This is a genomic window from Agrobacterium sp. LAD9 (assembly GCF_003031125.1).
Lineage (GTDB): Bacteria > Pseudomonadota > Alphaproteobacteria > Rhizobiales > Rhizobiaceae > Agrobacterium > Agrobacterium radiobacter.
In genome coordinates this window covers 24,903-44,585 of the sequence record NZ_PHGS01000019.1, presented here as the reverse complement: position 1 = coordinate 44,585, position 19,683 = coordinate 24,903, and the positions used below count along the sequence as shown (strand labels likewise).

At 59.5% G+C, this 19,683-nt stretch carries 16 protein-coding genes and 1 pseudogene; 7 read left to right on the top strand and 10 right to left on the bottom strand.

Annotated elements, in window-relative coordinates; genetic code table 11:
* Window positions 1-35: 35 nt before the first annotated feature.
* The 7 genes from DA915_RS20135 to DA915_RS20100 all read right to left on the bottom strand — a co-directional run bounded on the left by DA915_RS20135 (window position 36) and on the right by DA915_RS20100 (window position 9,379).
* Window positions 36-1,691, bottom strand: coding sequence for an ABC transporter substrate-binding protein (locus DA915_RS20135; protein WP_107677072.1), 1,656 nt, complete (start codon window positions 1,689-1,691; stop codon window positions 36-38).
* A 335-nt stretch (window positions 1,692-2,026) separates the two neighbouring features.
* Window positions 2,027-4,432, bottom strand: a complete 2,406-nt coding sequence (locus tag DA915_RS20125) for a molybdopterin guanine dinucleotide-containing S/N-oxide reductase (protein ID WP_107677071.1) — start codon at window positions 4,430-4,432, stop codon at window positions 2,027-2,029.
* A gap of 38 nt (window positions 4,433-4,470) precedes the next feature.
* Window positions 4,471-5,847 carry an FAD-binding oxidoreductase gene (locus DA915_RS20120; protein WP_107677070.1) on the bottom strand — a complete coding sequence of 459 codons (1,377 nt, stop codon included), beginning with the start codon at window positions 5,845-5,847 and terminating at the stop codon, window positions 4,471-4,473.
* Window positions 5,848-5,960: 113 nt separating this feature from the next.
* A complete protein-coding gene (locus DA915_RS20115; protein ID WP_087745312.1) occupies window positions 5,961-6,563 on the bottom strand; it encodes a 2-hydroxychromene-2-carboxylate isomerase in 603 nt (200 codons plus the stop codon).
* A 12-nt stretch (window positions 6,564-6,575) separates the two neighbouring features.
* Window positions 6,576-7,148, bottom strand: a complete 573-nt coding sequence (locus tag DA915_RS20110) for a TetR/AcrR family transcriptional regulator (RefSeq protein WP_003504253.1) — start codon at window positions 7,146-7,148, stop codon at window positions 6,576-6,578.
* Window positions 7,149-7,197: 49 nt separating this feature from the next.
* A complete protein-coding gene (locus DA915_RS20105) occupies window positions 7,198-8,226 on the bottom strand; it encodes a ketopantoate reductase family protein (protein ID WP_003504255.1) in 1,029 nt (342 codons plus the stop codon).
* A gap of 310 nt (window positions 8,227-8,536) precedes the next feature.
* Window positions 8,537-9,379: an NADPH-dependent oxidoreductase gene (locus DA915_RS20100; RefSeq protein WP_107677069.1), complete on the bottom strand. Its 843-nt coding sequence runs from the start codon at window positions 9,377-9,379 to the stop codon at window positions 8,537-8,539.
* Window positions 9,380-9,773: 394 nt separating this feature from the next.
* Between DA915_RS20100 and DA915_RS20095 the strand changes: the two genes are divergently transcribed.
* Both DA915_RS20095 and DA915_RS20090 read left to right on the top strand, forming a co-directional pair.
* Complete coding sequence (locus DA915_RS20095) at window positions 9,774-11,381, top strand: ABC transporter substrate-binding protein (RefSeq protein ID WP_107677068.1); 1,608 nt, start codon at window positions 9,774-9,776, stop codon at window positions 11,379-11,381.
* A 40-nt stretch (window positions 11,382-11,421) separates the two neighbouring features.
* Window positions 11,422-12,513: a rhodanese-like domain-containing protein gene (locus tag DA915_RS20090; RefSeq protein WP_107677067.1), complete on the top strand. Its 1,092-nt coding sequence runs from the start codon at window positions 11,422-11,424 to the stop codon at window positions 12,511-12,513.
* Between the two features lie 49 nt (window positions 12,514-12,562).
* Here DA915_RS20090 and DA915_RS20085 read toward each other — a convergent pair whose 3' ends face one another.
* Window positions 12,563-13,807, bottom strand: a complete 1,245-nt coding sequence (locus tag DA915_RS20085; protein WP_107677066.1) for an MFS transporter — start codon at window positions 13,805-13,807, stop codon at window positions 12,563-12,565.
* Window positions 13,808-13,898: 91 nt separating this feature from the next.
* Between DA915_RS20085 and DA915_RS20080 the strand changes: the two genes are divergently transcribed.
* The gene (locus tag DA915_RS20080) at window positions 13,899-14,756 is read left to right on the top strand and encodes a LysR family transcriptional regulator (RefSeq protein ID WP_060724367.1); all 858 of its coding nucleotides are present in this window, start codon (window positions 13,899-13,901) and stop codon (window positions 14,754-14,756) included.
* A 49-nt stretch (window positions 14,757-14,805) separates the two neighbouring features.
* Here the strand turns inward: DA915_RS20080 and DA915_RS20075 are convergent, their stop codons facing one another.
* Both DA915_RS20075 and DA915_RS20070 read right to left on the bottom strand, forming a co-directional pair.
* Complete coding sequence (locus DA915_RS20075) at window positions 14,806-15,405, bottom strand: nucleotidyltransferase domain-containing protein (protein ID WP_107677065.1); 600 nt, start codon at window positions 15,403-15,405, stop codon at window positions 14,806-14,808.
* Window positions 15,406-15,459: 54 nt separating this feature from the next.
* Window positions 15,460-16,812, bottom strand: a complete 1,353-nt coding sequence (locus DA915_RS20070) for a PLP-dependent aminotransferase family protein (protein ID WP_192886616.1) — start codon at window positions 16,810-16,812, stop codon at window positions 15,460-15,462.
* A gap of 132 nt (window positions 16,813-16,944) precedes the next feature.
* Between DA915_RS20070 and DA915_RS29480 the strand changes: the two are divergent.
* From DA915_RS29480 to DA915_RS20050, 4 genes and pseudogenes are all read left to right on the top strand, one after another.
* A pseudogene (locus tag DA915_RS29480) lies at window positions 16,945-17,350 on the top strand (VOC family protein).
* Between the two features lie 39 nt (window positions 17,351-17,389).
* Window positions 17,390-18,019 carry a LysE family translocator gene (locus DA915_RS20060; RefSeq protein WP_020813045.1) on the top strand — a complete coding sequence of 210 codons (630 nt, stop codon included), beginning with the start codon at window positions 17,390-17,392 and terminating at the stop codon, window positions 18,017-18,019.
* A 50-nt stretch (window positions 18,020-18,069) separates the two neighbouring features.
* On the top strand, window positions 18,070-18,915 hold the full coding sequence (locus tag DA915_RS20055; protein ID WP_107677064.1) for a PhzF family phenazine biosynthesis protein: 846 nt from the start codon (window positions 18,070-18,072) through the stop codon (window positions 18,913-18,915).
* A 27-nt stretch (window positions 18,916-18,942) separates the two neighbouring features.
* Window positions 18,943-19,539 carry an NUDIX domain-containing protein gene (locus tag DA915_RS20050; RefSeq protein ID WP_020813043.1) on the top strand — a complete coding sequence of 199 codons (597 nt, stop codon included), beginning with the start codon at window positions 18,943-18,945 and terminating at the stop codon, window positions 19,537-19,539.
* The last annotated feature ends 144 nt before the right edge of the window (window positions 19,540-19,683 follow it).

The following is a 19,683-nucleotide window of genomic DNA, read 5'->3' as shown; positions in this document are numbered from 1 at the left end:
GTCACCTCCTTGACGTTACTTGGTGGGCGCTGGCCTCATTCGGCAATGAACGCTGTGTAGTAGCTGGCGTAAGCGACGCCGTTATAGACTTCGCCCTTCAGCTTCGGCGATTGCACGTAAATGCGCTGGACGATTTGGGTGCGTGGTATGAAATAGCCCTGTTCCAGCACGTATTTTTGCAGGCCGTCCAGAAGAGGCTTTCGTTCCTCGACCGAACCCGCGCCGGCGATTTTGTCACGCAGGTCGTTGAGCTTTGCATCACGCTCATCCAGCGCGAACCAGTTCTCGCCATTGTTGGCGTTGGTCAGGATGCTGGCGACCGTGCCGGCATCGATGAAGCTGCGCGTGACTTCATATGCGGGAACTGCGGCGCCGCCGAATTTGACCTTCTCGCCATAGGTCACGACATCATAAGCCCTGATGTTAACCTTCCATCCGAGCCTGCCAAGCTGCTGGGCAATCAGTTCATCGACGGATTTCGAAGTTGCCAGATAGGGATTGGAATGGATCGTCAATTCCAGCGGCTTGCCGTCTTTCACCCGAACGCCGTCCGCGCCCTTGGCCCATCCGGCTTCGTCCAGAAGCTTCTCCGCCCTGTCCGGATTGTAGGCGAGGAGATCGCTATGATCGGTCGCGCCGGGGACGTTGCTCTGGATGAACGACGTCGCAAGCTTCCAGTCCTGCGTATAGACGGTGTCGATGATTTCCTGGCGATTGATGCCTGCCTGGAGTGCCTGACGCACCTTCGCATCATCATAGGGTTGAAGCTTGGTGTTGACCGCCCAGCCGTTGACGAAGCCGAGATAACGCGGCGTCGCGACGGTAAAGCCTTCTTCCTTTAGCGATTTCAGTTCCTGGGGCGAGGCGTTATAGGCGACGTCCGCCTGACCGGACTGAACCGAAGCGACGCGAAGGGATGGTTCCGACACCAGCTTGTAGGTGATGGTATCGAGATAGGCGGGTCCGGTATGGCCGACTGCGGCGGGCCCCCAATTATAGTCCTTGCGCTTGACGAGAGTGACATGGTCGCCCTCTTTCCAGGACTCCACCACATAAGGTCCGCTACCGGCGGTCTTGCTGAGGTCTGCCTGCTGGCTGGCTGGCTGGGCGATGCTTTTGGGGGAGACCAGGATGGAACCGTGATAGCCAAGGGTCGGAATGAAACCGAGCGTCGGCTTCTTGAAGAACACCTTGACCGTCGTGGCATCGACCGCTTCCGCGCGATCATAGGTCTTGGGGAAAAGGCCGATCGGGTTGATCCCCTCGTTCTTGCGGCCGGCATACCAGATGTCGAGATTGGCGACGACGGCCTTCGCATCAAGCGGTTCGCCGTCGGAGAAAGTCACGCCGCTTTTGAGGTGCAGGGTGAATTCCGTTGCGGTGTCGTTCTGCTCCCAGCGTTCGGCAAGCCAGGGGCTGACCTTGCCTTCGGCATCGACGTAAAGCAGCTTATCCGTAACATGACCCCAGATGTGGCCCTGGAAACTGGAGATGGCGCTGTTGTTGGGGATCCATGTGTCGCCCAGTGAATCGATCAGAAACGTGATGTCACCGCCATCGCGCGGCGTATCTGCCGCCAGTGCGCTCAGAGGTGCCACTGTCGATAAAAACAGCGAGGCCGAGACCGCCAAGGAGGCTGTGAAAAGCAGCCGGCGACGCGACAGGGAGAATGAGAAAGAACGTTTTGTCATGGTATGATCCTGATAAATTCAAAGTTTTTTTCGTTGCAATTTCTGCATCTCCTGCGGACGGACTACTGCTGCTGCCATCGGTACAACGCACGTCAAACCGTTGCCGCACCGGCTTTTCAGCCGGGCGGGAGAATGCTGGAGTTCATTGATGATCGGGTTGGGCGTCGCGGGGTTAGCGAGCGGCTTCTGGAAGCCTGCTTGGCTGAGGAGCGCGCCCGCTTCTACATATTCCAGTCATGACGCGGTCCCTCGTTGCGGTGTTCATCCTGCCCATAACCTAGCAGTCAGGCGTGAGGGAGAAAGACTGGTTGTTCTTTTTCTATCGATTTAGTGAATTATTTTATCGCCATTTTGCCGACAGTTTGGATTGGTGTTTCAGGCGCCCTTAAATTGCCGTCTCGCGCCGGTGATTGAGGATGGCCCGGCGCCGAAGATGCCGTGTCACGCAGGGCAAATGTCATGGCTTCGAAAATCCTGACCGGCGGCAAATCACCGGTAAAAAGCTCAATCTCCACCCTGGCGATCTGGCCGGTCGAACCCTGAGACAGTTTCGAAGTGCCGATGTCGCGGGTCAGGATATTCGGGTTGCCATGGATGCAGATGGCATTGTCGTCAGCGGAATCCTGCGGCTCGAACCATGCGCCGGTGGCAAGCTGCATCACCCCCGGCATGACGTCCTCACTGACGATGGCGCCAGCGAGGCAGCTGCCGCGCGCATTAAAAAGCCTGACGACGTCGCCGTCAGATATTCCGCGGGCCGCGGCATCGGCCGGATGGATGCGGACAGGCTCCCGATCCCTGATCTTGGTCGAACGGCTGAAATCGCCATAGTCCAGCTGGCTGTGCAGACGTTGATATGGCTGATTGCAGACGAGGTGCAGGGGATGCAGGCGGGCGTCATCGGGCGTCTCCATTCTTGGGGGATACCAGCGCGGATGACCTTTGCAGTCCTCATAACCGAAACCCTCGACCGTTTCGGAATAGATCTCGATCTTTCCTGAAGGTGTCGGCAGCGGCTTCGTCCCGGGACCCTCAAGGAAAGCGCGCGCCGGGCCACCGTCGTCGGGTTTAGCCGGAAGAAGCAGTTCCCCCCGCTCCCAGAAGGTTTCAAAATCGGGCGCGTCGTGGCCGCCCGCCGCAAGCGCCTGACGGGTTGTTTCGTACAGGAAGGCGAGCCATTCTCTGCTGTTGCGGTTTTCGGTAAAGGCATCGAACCTGCCAAGTTCGCGCGCAATCCCGGCGAATATCTCATAATCGTCGCGCGCTTCGCCGACAGGGGCGATCAGGCGCTTCATGGCGATCATCAGGGGATCGCGATCGGCGGCGCCGATGTCGTCACGCTCAAGCGTGGTCGTGGCGGGCAGCACGATATCGGCATGTCGCGCGGTCGAGGTCCAGGCCGACTCGTGGACGATGATCGTTTCGGGACGCCGGAAAGCGGCCCGCAACCGGTTGATATCCTGATGATGGTGAAACGGATTGCCACCCGCCCAATAGACAAGCCGGATATCGGGATAGCGGAGTGCGTTTCCGTTGTAATGAAACTCGGTGCCGGGATTAAGCAGCATATCGGCGATGCGCGCACAGGGAATATAGTCCGGCACGGGATTTTTGAATTGCTGCAGCGTTGGCAAGGGAACGGCGAGAAGGTTCTTGCCGATATTGCCCAATGCGCCAAGGGAATAGGAAAATCCGCCGCCGTCCAGTCCGATCTGGCCAAGCATGGCGGCAAGGACAATACCCATCCACACCGGCTGTTCGCCATAATCGGCCCGCTGCAGCGAATGGCTGACCGTGATCAGGGTTCTGGAACTGGCCATCTTTTGCGCCAGCTTGCGGATCGTCTCCGGGTCGATGTTGCAGATCGCGGCCGCCCATTCGGGGCTTTTATGCTGGCCGTCCTCCCTGCCAAGAAGATAGTTCTCGAACCGGTCATATCCAGCCGTGTAACGCTCCAGAAACGCCCGGTCGTGCAGTCCTTCCGTGACGAGGACATGAGCAAGCCCGAGCATCATCGCCACGTCCGTACCGGGAATAATGGGAAGCCACTCGGCATTCAAATCACCCGGAAAATCGTCTGCCAACGGACTGATGAATGTGAAATGCGCACCGCGAGCGCTCGCGCCGGCCAGTTTCTGCCGGACGGAATGTGTGCTGATCCCTCCACCGTGGACATCGGCATTCTTGATCGCCATCCCACCGAAGGCGAGCACCAGCTCGCTGCTGCGTTCGATCGCGTCCCAAGTCACGCTCTTGCGGTCGAAGCTGTCATACGGTCCAAGCACATGGGGGATTATGACCATGGCAGCGCCGGAACTATACGTGTTGACGGACCGGACATATCCGCCAAGGACGTTCAAAAAGCGGTGAATCTGGCTTTGTGCGTGATGAAACCGGCCGGCACTCGACCAGCCATAGGAGCCGCCGAACACCGCGCTCGGGCCATGATCGTCATAGACCCGTTTCAGCTCATCCGCGACCAGCTTCGTCGCTTCGGCCCAGCTGACCTCGACGTAATCGTCAGCGCCGCGTCGCTGCGCGTGGCCGGTCTCGCGTTCAAGCCAGCCCCGCCGGACGGCAGGCCGTCTGATGCGAACGGGGCTGTCGGCAATCGCTGGAAGATTGCCCAGAAGCGGTGATGGATGCGGGTCACCGGGGTGGGGCTCTATCTCCAGTCGCCCATTTGCAAAGCGTCCGGAGAATGCACCCCAGTGGGAACTATGAGTCTTGAAGGGATTCATCGCATGGCCTCACGATCATGGATTGCAACGTGGCAATTCTATTTCGGCAGGATTTTCCCCGGATTCATGATGCCGGCAGGGTCGACCGCATGTTTGATGAGCGCCATCAGATCAACCGCGTCGCCATGTTCCTCGCGCAGATAAGCGATTTTCCCGGTGCCGACGCCATGTTCGCCGGTCGAGGTGCCGCCGACGGAGAGGGCATATTGCACCATCTTCTTGTTGATGGCCGCCACTTCGCCGAGCTCTTCCGCATTGCCGGGATCGACCGCAAAGACAACATGATAATTGCCGTCGCCGACATGGCCGAGGATAGCCGCAGGCACGCTGCAATCCTTCAGAAGTTCGCGGGTCTTCAATATGCAATTGCTGAGCTGGGAGACCGGGACACAGACATCCGATGACCAGCCTTTGGCGTTTGGCCTCTGCGACACGACGGCATAAAACGCATTGTGCCTCGCTTTCCAGAGACGATTGCGTTCTTCGGGTGCATTGGCCCACTCGAAATCCTTGCCGCCATGTTCCTCCACGATGGCGGATACCATGTCGACCTGTTCCTGAACGCCGGCGGGTGAGCCATGAAACTCGAAAGCCAGCGTGTCCTCGATCTTCAGCTCCAGCCCGGAATAGGCGTTGACGGCCCTGATCAGGCCACGGTCCATAAGCTCCATGCGGGCGACCGGGATGCCCAGCTGCACGACCTGAATGGCTGATGCCACCGCCTGTTCGACGCTCTCGAAAGAGCAGAGCGCCGCCGAGATGGTTTCCGGTATTCCGTAGAGACGAAGCGTTATTTCGGTGATGATCCCCAGCGTTCCTTCCGAGCCTACAAATAACCGCGTCAGATCATATCCGGCGGAAGATTTTCTGGCGCGACCGCCGGTTCTGATGATCTGACCGGTCGGCAGCACCACGGTCAGCCCGAGCACGTTTTCCCGCATCGTTCCGTAGCGGACGGCATTGGTGCCCGAAGCGCGGGTTGCGGCCATGCCGCCAATCGAGGCGTTTGCGCCAGGGTCGATGGGAAAGAATAATCCCATGTCTCGCAGATATGTGTTCAACTGCTCCCGCGTGACGCCGGCCTCAACCGTGCAATCCAGATCTTCACTGCTGATACGGGTTATCGTCGACATGCGCGAAAGGTCGATCGAGACCCCGCCATTGACAGCCGTCAAATGCCCCTCGAGCGAAGTGCCGGCACCGAATGCGATGACGGGCACCCCTTCCGCTGCGCATAGCCGCACGATCTCGGATACTTCGGAGGTGGTTTCAGCGAAAGCGACCGCGTCGGGAAACACGGCAGCATGATGCGCTTCGCCGCGCCCATGCTGCTCGCGCAGTGTCAGAGACGTTGAAAGACGCTCCCCGAGGAGGTCCCCCAGGGATTGGATGAGAGAAGAGGACAGGTCAGGCATAAGAGGATTCCGTGGGAGCCTGGCAGCGGAATGCTACGACAGACTTGCAAACATCGAGGGCGAAGCGCGCGCCCGGCGGAACGCCAGACTGTCTCCGCCATCTGGCGGTGATATCAGGCGGCGAGTTTTTCGCCCCTGAGATGACGCTCGAGGAATGGAAGGCTGTCCTGCCCCCAGTAGAGTTCATCCTGATAGCGATAGGTCGGCACGCCGAACACGCCGGCTTCCCTGGCGGCTTCGAAGCTGGCCTTTTGCAATGCTGCAACCGCATCACTCTGGCCGTGTTTGTCGAGCGCTGCAGCATCAAAGCCTGCGGCTGTCGCAATCGCCCGGCGGACATCTGCGTTGCCGATGTCTTCACCACGAACCCAGAAGGCCTCCTGAAGCGCAGCTGCCAGCTTGAGCCAGTCATCGCCCGTTTCGATCGCCGCCGCGACCATCAGACCGGCGGGTGCGGGATCCGAGAGAGCGGCGCGATTGTCGAAATTGAGCACTTTTCCGCGCAAAGCCGCCCAGCGCTTCAGATCCCTGATCCAGTAGGCGCGTCTGGCCTCCGGCCGGTTTCGTGAATAAATGCCGCCGTTCTCCTCGATCAGCGGAATGACATGAGGGCGGATCGTGGCACCCTGTTCTTTCGCCAGCACAGCAAACGGTTCAAGACCGATGAAGGCCCAGGGGGAGCCGATGCTGAAGAAATAATCGATCGTCTTTGTCATTATCTGCTGCTTTCAGTTGGGTTGATTGGTGGAGGCGGCGGCCGTGTCGAAGACGGAGAGAGCACAGTCGCGCGCAATCAGCACTGCTTTGGGATCGCGTCCGACGGCGACGGTTGCCAATGCCCCTTCGTAGAGAAGCGACAGATGGGCAGAGGCAATCTCCACCGTGCTGCCGGCTCTTGCCAGGACAGCGGCAAACACGTCCCTGACCTTCGCCTTATGGGCACGCGCAACGACCACGACGCGTTCGGATTCGCCATGTTCCGCAACCGCAAGGGCGAAGGCGCAGCCGCGAAAATCCGGGCTATCGGCCTTTTCGTGGAGTTGCTCGAAGATCAACCGGATTTGCTCCTTCGGAGCCATGTCTGCATCCAGCACTTTATGGAGCGAATGGATTACCCGCTCGTGACGCGCCTCCAGATAGGCTGCAACGAGATGATCTTTCGACGGGAAATGCCGATAGAGCGTCGCCTTCGCCACATTCGCTTCTTCGATGATACGATCTATGCCGACGGCCCGGATGCCCTCGCGATAGAAGAGTGTGCCAGCGGCGGTGAGGATATGGTCTGATATGGCTTCTCGCATTATCGTTTCACACTGTCGTTTCAAAAGTCGTGCTGATACGGATTGCCGGTCATGAAGTGACGGCAGGACTGGCATGCGCCGCCCGGTCCGGGGCGGCGATGAGAGACGTGATCGCATCGAGCGGCAGCGGCTTTGAAAACCCGCCCTGATGTGCCAGCTTTCCGGCAAGCGTTTGCACGGCTTCGTTATAGGGCGTCGGAACGCCGTGAATCCGGCCCAGCAGAACGATTTCGCCGTTGAGGAAATCCACTTCGCTCGAGGCTCCGCGCCTGAAGCTCTGCCAGGTCGATTGCTGGCCCGGGTGAATTCCGCTGTTCGGCGCGACCCGCCAGTTCGAGATGTCGAGGCTTCGCTCGGAAGGCGAGGCAAGGGTGTAGCCTGCCGCTTCCAGCACATGGCGGGCCTCATCCACCAAAGCCGCGCTGATCCTGTCGTTCAGATCGGCCGGACCGTCGAACAGTTCCAGAGCATTGCGAACGTTGTGAAGGAGCTTTGCTGCTTTCCATCGGCGGATATCGTCGCTTGGCTCGGCAAGATATCCCGCCCTGTTCAGGTCTGCCGTGACCTGCGCGGTCACGTCATCCTGCCCGAGCGGAAAGCGCCCGACTGTCACGATGCCCAATTGCGGCTCGCCGCCAACCACCACCTTGCCGGTTTCGGTGAACCGCGCCGGGGTTAGAATGCTTGCGCCATAGACCCTGGAAAATGTTCTCAGGGCATTTGCTTCGGTCGCCAGTCCATTTTGAAAAGTTACGATCGGAAGATTTGCCGCCGCCGGTGTCGTTGTGTTCGAGATGCTTTGCCAGGACCAGAAGGCGAGCGCGCTGACGGCATCCTGAGCTTTCACGGTGAGCAGGAGGACATCATCCGGCGTCAATTCCGGAATATCTGTCAGGTCGAAAACCCTCAAATCGATCTGCCGCGTCTCCGAGGGGCGCTGAAAGGTGAGGCCATGCTGCCTGATATGGCTGATCTGGGCGCCCCGTCCGAAAAGCGCATAGTCAATGCCGGAAAGTGCGAACTGCGCTGCAAGGCTCGCGCCCACCGCACCGGCGCCGATGATAACGTAACGTGGCATCTGTCGTTTCTCGTCTTGTCTTTTTCGCGCTCCGGATTTCCCGGAGAGCTTGGCTGCTGATAGGTTCGGCGCTCTGTGCGGATTGCAATTGAGGATCGCGGTAACACACGGTTCAAAAGCACTCTGGGACAGATCGTAAAGCCTGCGAGCAGTTTGAAGGAAGACCGGTCATTCTATATCTACTAATTTTGTAGAAAATCAGTTCCCGAAATCGGCGATTTCGGGAGAGATTGCGCTGCCCCTGGCAGGCGGTCCGTTATCGCCGAGCCAGAGACGCGTCTGCGTTCGATGCGGGCAGCGGCAACAGAGTTTATTTGATGCCGAAACCGAGACGGCGCAATGTCTGGCTCAGTTCCGCGCGGCCCTTAAGCGCGGCGGCGTTCTCGACACGCTGGGAAATGGGTGCTGTCCAGCCGTTTTGCGGCAGGCCCTGTTTTTCCTGAAACGTCTTCAAGACCGCGTCATAGGAATCAAGATCATCCCGTGCGTCCTCCGAATAGGTTTCATGAAACAGGATGGATGATTGGGGCAGGCGCGGTTTGACGTCGGTTTTCACGGCCGGGTCTGGATAACCCACGGTGAGGCCAAAGACGGCAATCGTCTCGGGAGGCAGGTTCAGTTCGCGGGATACGTCTTCCGGCCTGTTGCGAATGCCGCCAACGTAGCAAGAGCCGAGACCGAGTGAATCGATTGCGGCAACCGCGTTCTGCGCGGCCAGCGCCGCATCGATGGCGCCGATCAGGAAGCTTTCCAGATAATCCAGCCCTTCTCCGCTGTTGCCGTGGTTGGAAGCGACCGTTCGCAGCCGCTTCAGGTCGATAAGCCAGATGAGGAAAACAGGTGCATCCTTTATATGGGCGTTGCCGCCCGTGAAGCCCGCCAGACGTGCCTTGCGCTCCTTGTCCTGCACCGCCACCACGCTCCACGCCTGAAGATTGGAGGATGTGGGCGCAGATTGTGCGGCTGCGACCAGAAGTTCCAGGCTGCCCTCCGGCAGAGCTTTCGGCAGATAGGCGCGGGCGGTGCGATGGTTCAGCAAGGCGTCGATCGTGTCATTCCAGAAAGGCGGAGAAAAATCGGACTGTGTTCCGTAGCGGGCCTCAACACGTTGCTGCGGGATTTCCAGTTTGGTGATCGGACTGGACAGGGTCATCGTGTGTAGCTCCGTAATGTTGGTAGTGGGGGCAGTCCCGGATGAAGGCCGGAAAGGTTGAAATGCCTTTCACTTGATATGCTTTGCCGGTGCCTGTGCCGAGCAATGTCTTACTCATTGGCGATTTTTCAGGGAAACAACATTTCCATAAGACGTCCGAGAGTCATGCTGTCGAGATTTCCTTTTATCTCGCCATGTTGCGAAGAAACGCAACGGCGGTCCAAGGCAGCGCAATTATTCAGCACAAATTTTGGTGTCTGGCTGCATACGTATTGGAATAAAATTCTGCAAGAAATGTTTTCTTTGATGGTTGAGAAGAATTTTCTTCTTAAGAACGCGCCGCTTTGCCCCGATGCTTTCACTATCGAAACGACGTTTTCAAACGGGGATTTTCATGACGATAGGACGCCGCCAGTTCAACAAAATGCTTCTTCTGGCAACGGCAGGAACGGCCCTGCCGGGTTCGCTATTCGCCGCAAGTGGCGATGCGAGCCGGCCCGTCTCCGGCGGCACGCTCAAGCTGCTCTATCGTGTCGATCCCGGCAACGCACTTTTCGCCATCAACACATCGTCAGGCACGGGGCAGGCGATCGGCCCGAAGATCGTTGAAGGTCTTCTAACATTCGATTTCGACCTCAATCCGCGGCCCTTGCTGGCAACGGAATGGTCCGTTTCGGATGATCACCTGCGCTATACGTTCAAACTCCGGCCGAATGTGAAATGGCATGACGGTGAGGATTTCACCTCGGAAGACGTTGCCTTTTCGATTTTCCGTCTGAAGGAAGCCCATCCGCGCGGCCGCATTACCTACCAGAACGTCGAGGCGGTGGAGACGCCGGATTCCCTGACCGCCATTATCGTGCTGTCCAAACCGGCGCCGTTTCTGATTGCCGCGCAATCGAGTTCGGAATCGCCGATCGTGCCGAAGCATATTTTCGAAAAGCTGAAGCCGGCCGATGGCCAGACACTGCAGACCGCGATTGGCACCGGTCCTTTCAGGCTGACGGAGTGGACGCCGGGCAGTCATCTGATCTTCGATAGAAACCCCGTCTATTGGGATGCCGGCAAACCTTATCTCGATCGCATCATTCTGCGCATCATCACCGACCCGGCCGCGCGGGCGGTGGCGCTGGAGACGGGGGAAGTCGATATTGGCGACAACCCGGTGCCGCTGGCAGACCTTGAGCGATTGAAGCAGAACCCTGATCTCGTCCTGGACACGAACACCTATGCTTATGCGGGGCCGCAGCAGCAGCTGTTCTTCAACTACGATAATGAAATCTTCCGCAAGAAAGATGTCCGCCTGGCCATTGCGAAGGCGATCAACCTCGATGAAATCGTCAATGTGGCGCTCTTCGGTTATGCGCAGATATCGCCGAGCCCCGTCAGCACCGCCCTGCCGAACTGGTATGACGCATCCGTCAAGGCCCATGCCTATGGTCCCAGGGAAGCGGAAAAATTGCTCGATGCGGCGGGATATCCCCGCAAGGAAGACGGCAAACGTTTTCCCGTGCGGTTGACCTACAATTCCTATCTGACGCCCGGCTTTGCCGACGTCCTTCGCAGCCAGCTTGAAAAGATCGGCATTGCCGTCGAAATCCGCAAATACGACCTGCCGACCTATCTGAAGACGGTCTACACGGACCGCGCCTTTGATCTGGTTGTGGAATCCCTTTCCAACACGTTCGATCCGTCGCTCGGCATCCAGCGGGCCTATTGGAGCAAGAATTTCAAGATCGGACTGCCCTTTTCCAACGCGGCCAACTACGCCAATCCGGAGGCGGATGCGCTTCTGGAGGCGGCGGCCATCGAGCCCGATGCGAAGAAGCGCTGGGTGACCTGGAGCAGGTTCCAGCATCTCATCCATGACGACGTCGCCTCTGTCGATCTTGTGGCGGCGGGGAGCCAGATCGTGGCGCACAGGCGCGTCAGGAACTACGTCACCGGCGCGCAGGGGCTGAACTGGAGTTTCGGCGACCTATGGCTCGATCCGACCGCTTGAAACCCGATGTGGAAACCAGAATTTGTCAGGAGGATATGCAATGTCCGTAAATGCTGTAACCAAAGACCGCCTCATCGAGTGGCTGACAGATGGCAAGGAACTTGCCGTTCTCGACATTCGCCCCGCAGAAGAGGTGGGATATGCTTCCCCATTGTTTGCGACCAACCTTCCGGCTGAAAGGCTGGATGCGGAAATCGACCGTTTCATTCCGCGCCCTGTCGTGCGAACCGTTCTGGTGGATGATGGCAAGGGAAGCGCAGAGCAGGGGGCGGAGCGGCTTGCCGCCAGGGGCTGGAGCGATATTCACTTTCTGCGCGGTGGAATTCCGGCATGGATCGAGGGCGGCCTTGACGCCTTGCCGACATTCGATATTCCCGGCGTTCCTTTCGTCCAGAAGGTGAGAAGCGAAAAGAACACGCCAGTGGTTTTCGCCCGTGAACTGAAGGCGTGGCAGGAAGCCGGCGAGGATGTTGTCGTCATCGACACCCGCACAATAGCGGAATATGAAAAGGCGCATGTGCCGGGCGCCATCGGCGTACCCGGTGCCGAACTTCTGCTGCGTTTTTCCGACCTCGTGCCGTCACCCGACACAAGGGTTGTCGTCTCCTGCGCGGGCCTTCCCCGCGCAATCCTCGGGGCGCAGACATTGATCGACGCCGGTGTTGAAAACGATGTCAGCTATTTGCACGATGGCACGCGCGGCTGGACCGATGACGGGTTTGAGCTGGAAACGGGGCGTTCGCAAACATATCCGTCCGCCAGCAATGATGCGAAAAATATCGCGAAGGTGCGTCTGGAGACCTTCTCCCGGCAAGACGACCTGCAGTTCATCGATCGAGCCACGGCCGAGACATGGCTGCGGGACACAGCGCGAACGACCTATTTTCTCGATGTGAGAACACCGGAAGAATTCGCAGCCTCCCACCTTAAAGGTTCGATTTCCTCGGAAGGCGGCCAGCTTCTCGGCGTTGCCTATCGCACCATTGCCGTGCGCGGAGCACGGGTCATTCTGGTGGATGATCTGCTGGGCGCCCGCGCGCGTGTTGTTGCCCATTGGCTGAAACGCCGGGGCTTTGAAATCTCCCTTCATCTGCACGACTTCGAACATGGTGTCGAGGCGGCGGCCGCATAGGTTTCCCAGACGGTAGATGTCACTCGATTGCCGCCGCGCCTCTCCCGTTTCATGAGGAGCCGATTTGAGCCTTCGGCAGGCGCGGCGATGAGATTGCCAAGGGCAGCGCTGTCACAACGACAGGCATGATCAGTGCGGACCATGCCGCCCCATAGCCGAAATGATCGACCAGAAGACCGAATATGTAGGGGCCGATTGCCATGACCCCCAAACAGATGGTGGAAGCGAAGGCAATTGTCGATGCTATCGAACCTTTCGGCGCACTTTCGGCGATTTGCAGAAGGTAAAGCGGAAACCACCCGATCCCGAATATTCCGAGCACGGCGAGCACGAAGAGGACAATGGTTGGCGCAGTGCCGATGGGGAGAGCCGCGAGGATTGCGGCAGCGCCTGCGGCAATGACGGATACCAGGCCGAACGATTGGGTGCGCAGTCCGGGCCGGAAGCGGTCGCTGAGCCATGGCAGCAGAATCCGGCCTGGAATGCCGGCAAGCTGTGTTGCGGCAAACATGGACGATGCGGCAAAGAGGCCAAGCCCCAGCCCATCCGCCATGAAGCCGATGATGTGTGCGGTGAGGGTGAATTGAAATGCCGACATGGCGATACCAAGCCGTAATACGGGCCAGAAGCTCGAATTCTGCCCGACCTCGTGGATAAGTTTTCCCAGGGAAAGCGGGCGCTCGGTTTTAGCGGCGACATCGCCTCCTTCGCGATAGAGGCCCCAGAAGAGTACGGCGCCCAGGACGGAAACACCGGCGCAGAGCCATGCCGCCGCGTGCCAGCCGTAACGGACCGCCATGAACGGCAGGAGGGCGGCTGCGATCATGGTTCCGAAAGGAACCGCGGCCTGCCGAAACCCTGTCGCTATGCCACGTTTGGCGGGGGGAAACCAGCGCATGATCGCCCGCGTGCCGCCCGGTTGGACCGCAGCATAGGTGCCGCCGAGAAATGCGATACACAAAAGCAGCGTGGGCAGGCTGTTTGCGAATGCCGCCGCGCAAGCCATCGCGAGCGCCATGCCGAGCATGGCAATGCCGACGATGCGGCGCTCGCCGTGAATGTCGATGGCGCGGCCGAGCGTGAACATCGTCACGATCTGAACGCCGTTCATGACGGTCACGGCCAGTGATGCGGATGCGAGGGAGATGCCGAATGCTTCCCGCCAGAAGGGCACGAGAATGTAAATTCCCTGCGATACGAACGAGCCGGCGGTTTGCGTTGCGACTGCCACGGCAAGGACTGCCCAGATCCGGCTGTCGGTGGCGGGTGCGGGCGAGGAAATCTGTGATGACACGAAAAGCTCCTATCAAGGGTTTTCGTGCAATAGCGCTCACGACTATCAGATAGAATTAGGGGCTTGCGCATTTCAGCGATAACAGCTTGTTATGCAAAACATGCGCTCATTGGATCCCGAGGCCGTCGAGGCTTTTCTTCTTGTTGCCGAACTGCAGTCGTTCACACGGGTTGCAGGCGTGATGAACACATCACAGGCCGCTATCTCCCTGCGCCTGCGCCGGCTTGAGGACATGCTGGGGCATCGCCTCGTCGAACGGACGCCGCGCCGGGTGCGTTTGACGACGGCCGGCGAACGCTTTCTGGAGCCCGCGCGTGCTTATGTCGCGGCCGGCCGCCGTGCGCTTGATGTCTTTGGGCAGGAGCCGACCCGTCTCGCGATCGGTTTCACGCATCATTTGATTGGAGCCGACCTGCCTCGGATACTCCGGGTGATCAGCGAGCGCGAGACGAGCGTTACGCTTCATTTGCGCACGGCCGGCACCCGGACCCTGCTTGAACTCTACGATGCCGGCGAGCTCGACGCGATCGTCGTGTTGCGGCATGATGATATCCGCCGGGATGGCGAGCTGCTGTTTCAGGAAAGCTTCGGCTGGTATTGCAGCGCGGATTTTGATCTGCCTTCGAACGCGCCGGTGCCGCTGGTGCTGCAACCCGAACCCTGCAATTTGCGGGCCATGGCCCTTCGGGCGCTGGAGGCGGCGGACATCGCATGGCGGGAGGTATTCGTTGGAACTGGGGCAACGGCGGTAGGGGCGGCTGCCGAAGCCGGGATCGGCGTCGCACTGCTGGCGCGAAGTGTTGCGCCTGCCGGTCTGCGGGAGGTGAGGGACGGCCTGCTCCCACAGCTCTCAAAGCTGGATGTGGTAATGATTTCCGCGGTCACGGGCGATCACGCGAACGCCGTGCTGCGACGGATCACGCGGGCATTTCAGTCGCCTCGAACCTGAAATTCCCATTGTCGAATTTAGGAAGAGGCGACCGTAAGACGGCCTGAGATCACAGCGCCTGTATCCAATCGTGACCCGGGTGGAGGCGGGTGAGGCAGTCTTTGAGCCATTGTCGTTCCGAGAGCGGTAATCTTGGTTGGGCTCTCGCGAAGTCCTTCTCGTCCTTGGTGCGTCTGTGCTTCGCCTTGAACAGAAGCACGGCGGAGGGATTAAGGTGAGGAATGCCGTCAGCGCTCAGCGACACCATTTCGATACGGGGCCGCGTCATTTCCGGATTTCTCTTGTAAACCCAGGTGTCATTCGTTCCCGGCTCGATCATCATATCGGCGCGCCAGCATCCGGCAGCGCGATCGAAGCACCAGATCTGGAAAATCTCGGGAGCCGGATCCCGATCCGCCGGCAGCGGCTCGATAACGCCATCGTTGACAGTGTAGAACGCCATGTAACCCAGCTGCTGGCGAAAGATGCCCAAATCTTCACGCAGCACCGTGAACTCAAGATCATCATGCTCGCGTGTCTTGCTGCCCAGCCACAGGTCGAGAGCCCAACCGCCAACAACGCACCATGGTTTCGATACACCGTCCAGTCGCCGGGACAATTCGGCAGGGCTCCAAGCGTTCCATGCATCCTCGTCCGGGTGATCATTCATAATATACGGTCACTTTCATTCAATTCTCGTGCTGTTGCTTTTTTCCTGATGGCGTCAAGCTCCGCGTTTCAGCAGTCCGGCCAGAAGCTTCAGCGCTTCCGTGAGATCGTCGAAGGACGGGCCGCCGAGGCAAAGGCGAATGCCGCTCGCCTGATCATCGGGATTAACAATCATGGCTTCCGGAGGGGTCAACTTGATGCGCATTGCCGCAGCGGCGAATGCGAAGCGATTGGCGGCGTCGTGTTCCATTGGCAGCCAGACGTTGTATGCATCGGGATGCGAGCCAAGCTGGTTCGTGCCGAGCAGGGAAACGGCCAGGCTGGAGCGCCGTTGGGCCTCGTGGCGCAAATCCCGCTGGATTGAAGAGATGATGCCGGAGGTCAGCCAGTCCTCAACCACCGCGCAGGAGAGTGCGGATGGGGCCATCGGCATGTCCTGCAGAAGGTCTTCGGCGGTTTCGTGCAGACCGGCTGGTAAAGCAAGGACGCCGATCTGCAAGCCGGGGCCAAGGGACTTGGAGAGCCCGTTTACATGAAACGAGATTTCAGGAGCCAATGACGTCAGCGGCGGCAAGGCTTCCGCGGATGCCGCATAAACACCGTCCTCGATGATCCATACGCCCGCCCGGCGGCAAATATCCGCAATGACCTGCCGCCGCGCCGCCCCCATGGTAACGGTTGTCGGATTATGCAGGGTCGGCGTCAGATAGATTGCTGTGCAGTCACTCGATGGAGTGCCATCCAGCGCCGCCGCCAACGCTTCTGGCACCATGCCTTCGGCATCGATTTCGACGCCCTGCATCCGGTAGCCTTTCCGCCGGGCCAGCGCGATGGCGCCGGGATAGGTGATCCGTTCGGTCAGGAGCAGGCCCTTGGGGCCGCAGGCGAGATCGAAGGCCAGGGCCAGCGCCTGACGGGCGCCGCTCGTCAGCACCAGATGTGAGGGATCGATGGTGAGACCCTGCGTTTCGAGCCAGCGGGCCAGAAGGCGGCGGTGTTCCAGATGCCCCGCGGGCGGGGCATAAAGATTGATATGATCCGTATCGATCCTGCGCGCGATCCCCGTCAGCGTCTTTGCGAGAATGCGGGCGTTGAGCGTGGCCGGCGGTGCGTTGGACGACAGGTCGATCTGCCGGTCGTTATGCGCCTCCTGGATCGCCACGAATGTTCCCCGGCCCTTGACGCTGCGTGTCAGCCCGCGCCGTTCAAGAACGGAATAGGCTTTTGTCACCGTGCCAAGGCCCACTCCCAGTTTCCACGCGAGATCGCGATGGGCTGGCAGGCGGTCACCGCCCGCCAGCCGCCCCTCGATGATGTCGTCGGCGAGGGCAAGCATCAGCCGTTCTGCGGCATTCGCCTCAATGTCTGCAAGACGGGGAGTCCAGGGGGATTGCAGCAGCACGTTCATACCTTCGATAAAAGTGTCACGTTACACTATTTCAATAAACAGCAAGTGTAACATAGGCTATGACGAGGCTGATTGATATCCACACTTTACGGCGGCCGGCCTGCCATCCTGCCGGCGCGCTTAGAGGATCAAATGCTCAGCCATGTAACCGTCGGAACGCGTGATCTTGAGCGGGCGGAACGCTTTTATGACGCGGTGCTTGCCCCGCTCGGTCTGAAGCGGCGAACCGTGACCCCTGATGGCGGGCCTGCGGCGCTTTGCTGGGTGAAGGCGCAATCCCCGTTGCCCCGTTTTTTATGTCTATCAGCCCTTCAACGGCGAACCGGCAACGGTTGGCAATGGCGGCATGGTTGCCTTTCTGGCGCCGTCGACAGAGGCGGTGGGTGTGGCCCATGCCGGCGGCCTTGCGCATGGCGGCACGGACGAAGGAGGCCCGGGGCCGCGTCCGCATTATGGAGAGGGCTATTTCGGCGCCTATCTGCGTGATCCTGACGGCAACAAGGTTCACATCGTGCATCGCGGAGACCTCCAGCAATAGTGCTTGGGGAAACCTGTCCTGTTTCCGGAGAAAGTCAGAATGATCGCCAGCCAGATCGCCCTCGTTTACGGCACCTATATCGTCGCCACCGCCAGCCCGGGCCCGAGCAACATGGCGATCATGGGAACGGCGATGCGTGACGGCCGTCTGCCCGCCCTTGCTTTGACGGCTGGCGTCATCACCGGCTCGCTGTTCTGGGCGATCCTGGCGGCGACGGGCATGTCGGCCGCGCTGGCCGCCTATACCCAGGCGCTTTTCGTCATCAAGATATTCGGCGGCGTTTACCTGCTGTATCTGGCTTTTCGAGCGGGCAGGTCGGCCATGAAGCCGGTCTCCGACTTTGTGAGTGTGGATACCGGGCGCGCGACGCCGCGCTATCGGGCGCTCTACCGGCAGGGTCTTCTCATGCATATCGGAAACCCGAAGGCCATCATGGCCTGGATAGCGATCATGTCGCTGGGGTTTCGCGAGGACGCGCCTGCGGGCATGTTGCCGGCGATCATTGGCGGCTGCGCCATTCTCGGCGTTATCGTGTTCGGCAGCTATGCACTTCTCTTTTCCACCGCCTCGATGATTGCGCTCTATACCAGATTGCGGCGCTGGATCGAATCCGTGCTTTCCGTGGTATTTGCCGCCGCCGGGCTGAAACTGCTTCTCTGGCAGAACTGACAGCCCCACCATCCGCGTTGCCGATTAATCCCAACTGAAAGAGCCATGTCATGAGTTTTGCTATCCATATGATCGATGTATTCGGCTCCGGGCCGCTTTCCGGCAATCCGCTGGCGGTCGTCATCGGTGCTGATGCCTTATCGACGGATGAAATGCAGCTGATGACGCGATGGTTCAACCTCTCCGAAACCACGTTCCTGTTGCGGCCCACCCATCCGCAGGCTGATTACCGGGTCAGGATATTCTCGCTGGACAGGGAGTTGCCCTTTGCCGGGCATCCGACACTGGGCAGCTGCCATGCCTGGCTCTCCGCCAATGGCATGCCCGGGCAAGAAACGGCGATTGTTCAGGAATGCGGCGCCGGGCTGGTCACGATCCGGCGCTCGCATGGACGGCTTTCTTTTGCCGCTCCGCCGCTTATCCGTTCCGGCGCGCCGACGCCCGCCGAGCTGGAGGATGCGCGGCAGTTTTTGGGGATCGAGGCTTGCGACGTCATCGATGCGGCATGGATCGACAATGGTCCCGGCTGGCTCGGGATCAGGATGGCGTCCGCCGAAAAGGTGCTTGGCATCACCCCGGCCCGCAGCTGGACCCACCACATCGATATCGGCGTGGTTGGCCCTCATGCGAAAGGCGGCGAGACCGCTTTTGAGGTTCGTGCTTTCTTCAGCGATCATCTGGGCACCATCGTTGAAGACCCCGTCACCGGAAGCCTCAACGCCTCATTGGCGCAATGGCTGTTCGCAACGGGCGTGGTTGGCGAAGACTATGTCGCGGCGCAGGGAACGCGCCTTGGCCGCCATGGCCGTATCTACCTTACCCGCGATGATGCCGGCCAGATATGGGTCGGCGGCGAAACGCGCACGCATGTCGAAGGCCGTTTACTCGGCCTTTGAAAGACAGATGAAAACGAGGTGACTTTGATGAATAGCAGTGTTTACCGCCCTATTTCCGAACGCGTATTGGCCGATGATTGGGGGCGGCTGACCAAGTATGAATATGAACTCCAGCTGAGGGACGGAAGCTGGCAACGGCAGACCCGGGAGGCATATGATCGCGGCAACGGGGCGACATGCCTGTTGTACAATCCTGCCAGCGACAATGTCCTGCTGACCCGTCAGTTCCGGTTGCCGGTTCTCCTGAATGGCGGTCTGGAATCGCTGATCGAGACACCGGCGGGGTTGCTGGAAGGCGCAGACCCGGCGACGCGAATGCGTGCGGAGTTGATCGAGGAAACCGGTTATGAGGTTTCCGAACTTACGCATCTGTTCGATATCTATATGAGCCCCGGATCGGTCACGGAATATCTCGCCTTTTTCTATGGCGAATATGCCGAGAAACATAAGGTCGGGGCAGGCGGCGGTTCAGCGGACGAGGGCGAAGACATCGATGTGCTGGAAATCGCCTTGCCTGAGGCTATGCGCATGATCACCCGCGGCGATATTCGCGATGCCAAGACGATCATTCTGCTCCAGCATCTCGCTATCCGGCTTCTGCAGGAAAAGGCCACGGCACGCTGATCCTCGCCTCCGGATTTATCGATCCGGGACAGGTGCCGATCATCCTCTCATGGTTTGCCGGCAACAATGCTTCCGATCCGGCGCGACAGCGCCGGATCAACCCGATCATCGTTTTTGAAGTTCAAAAATACGAAGGAGTTTCAG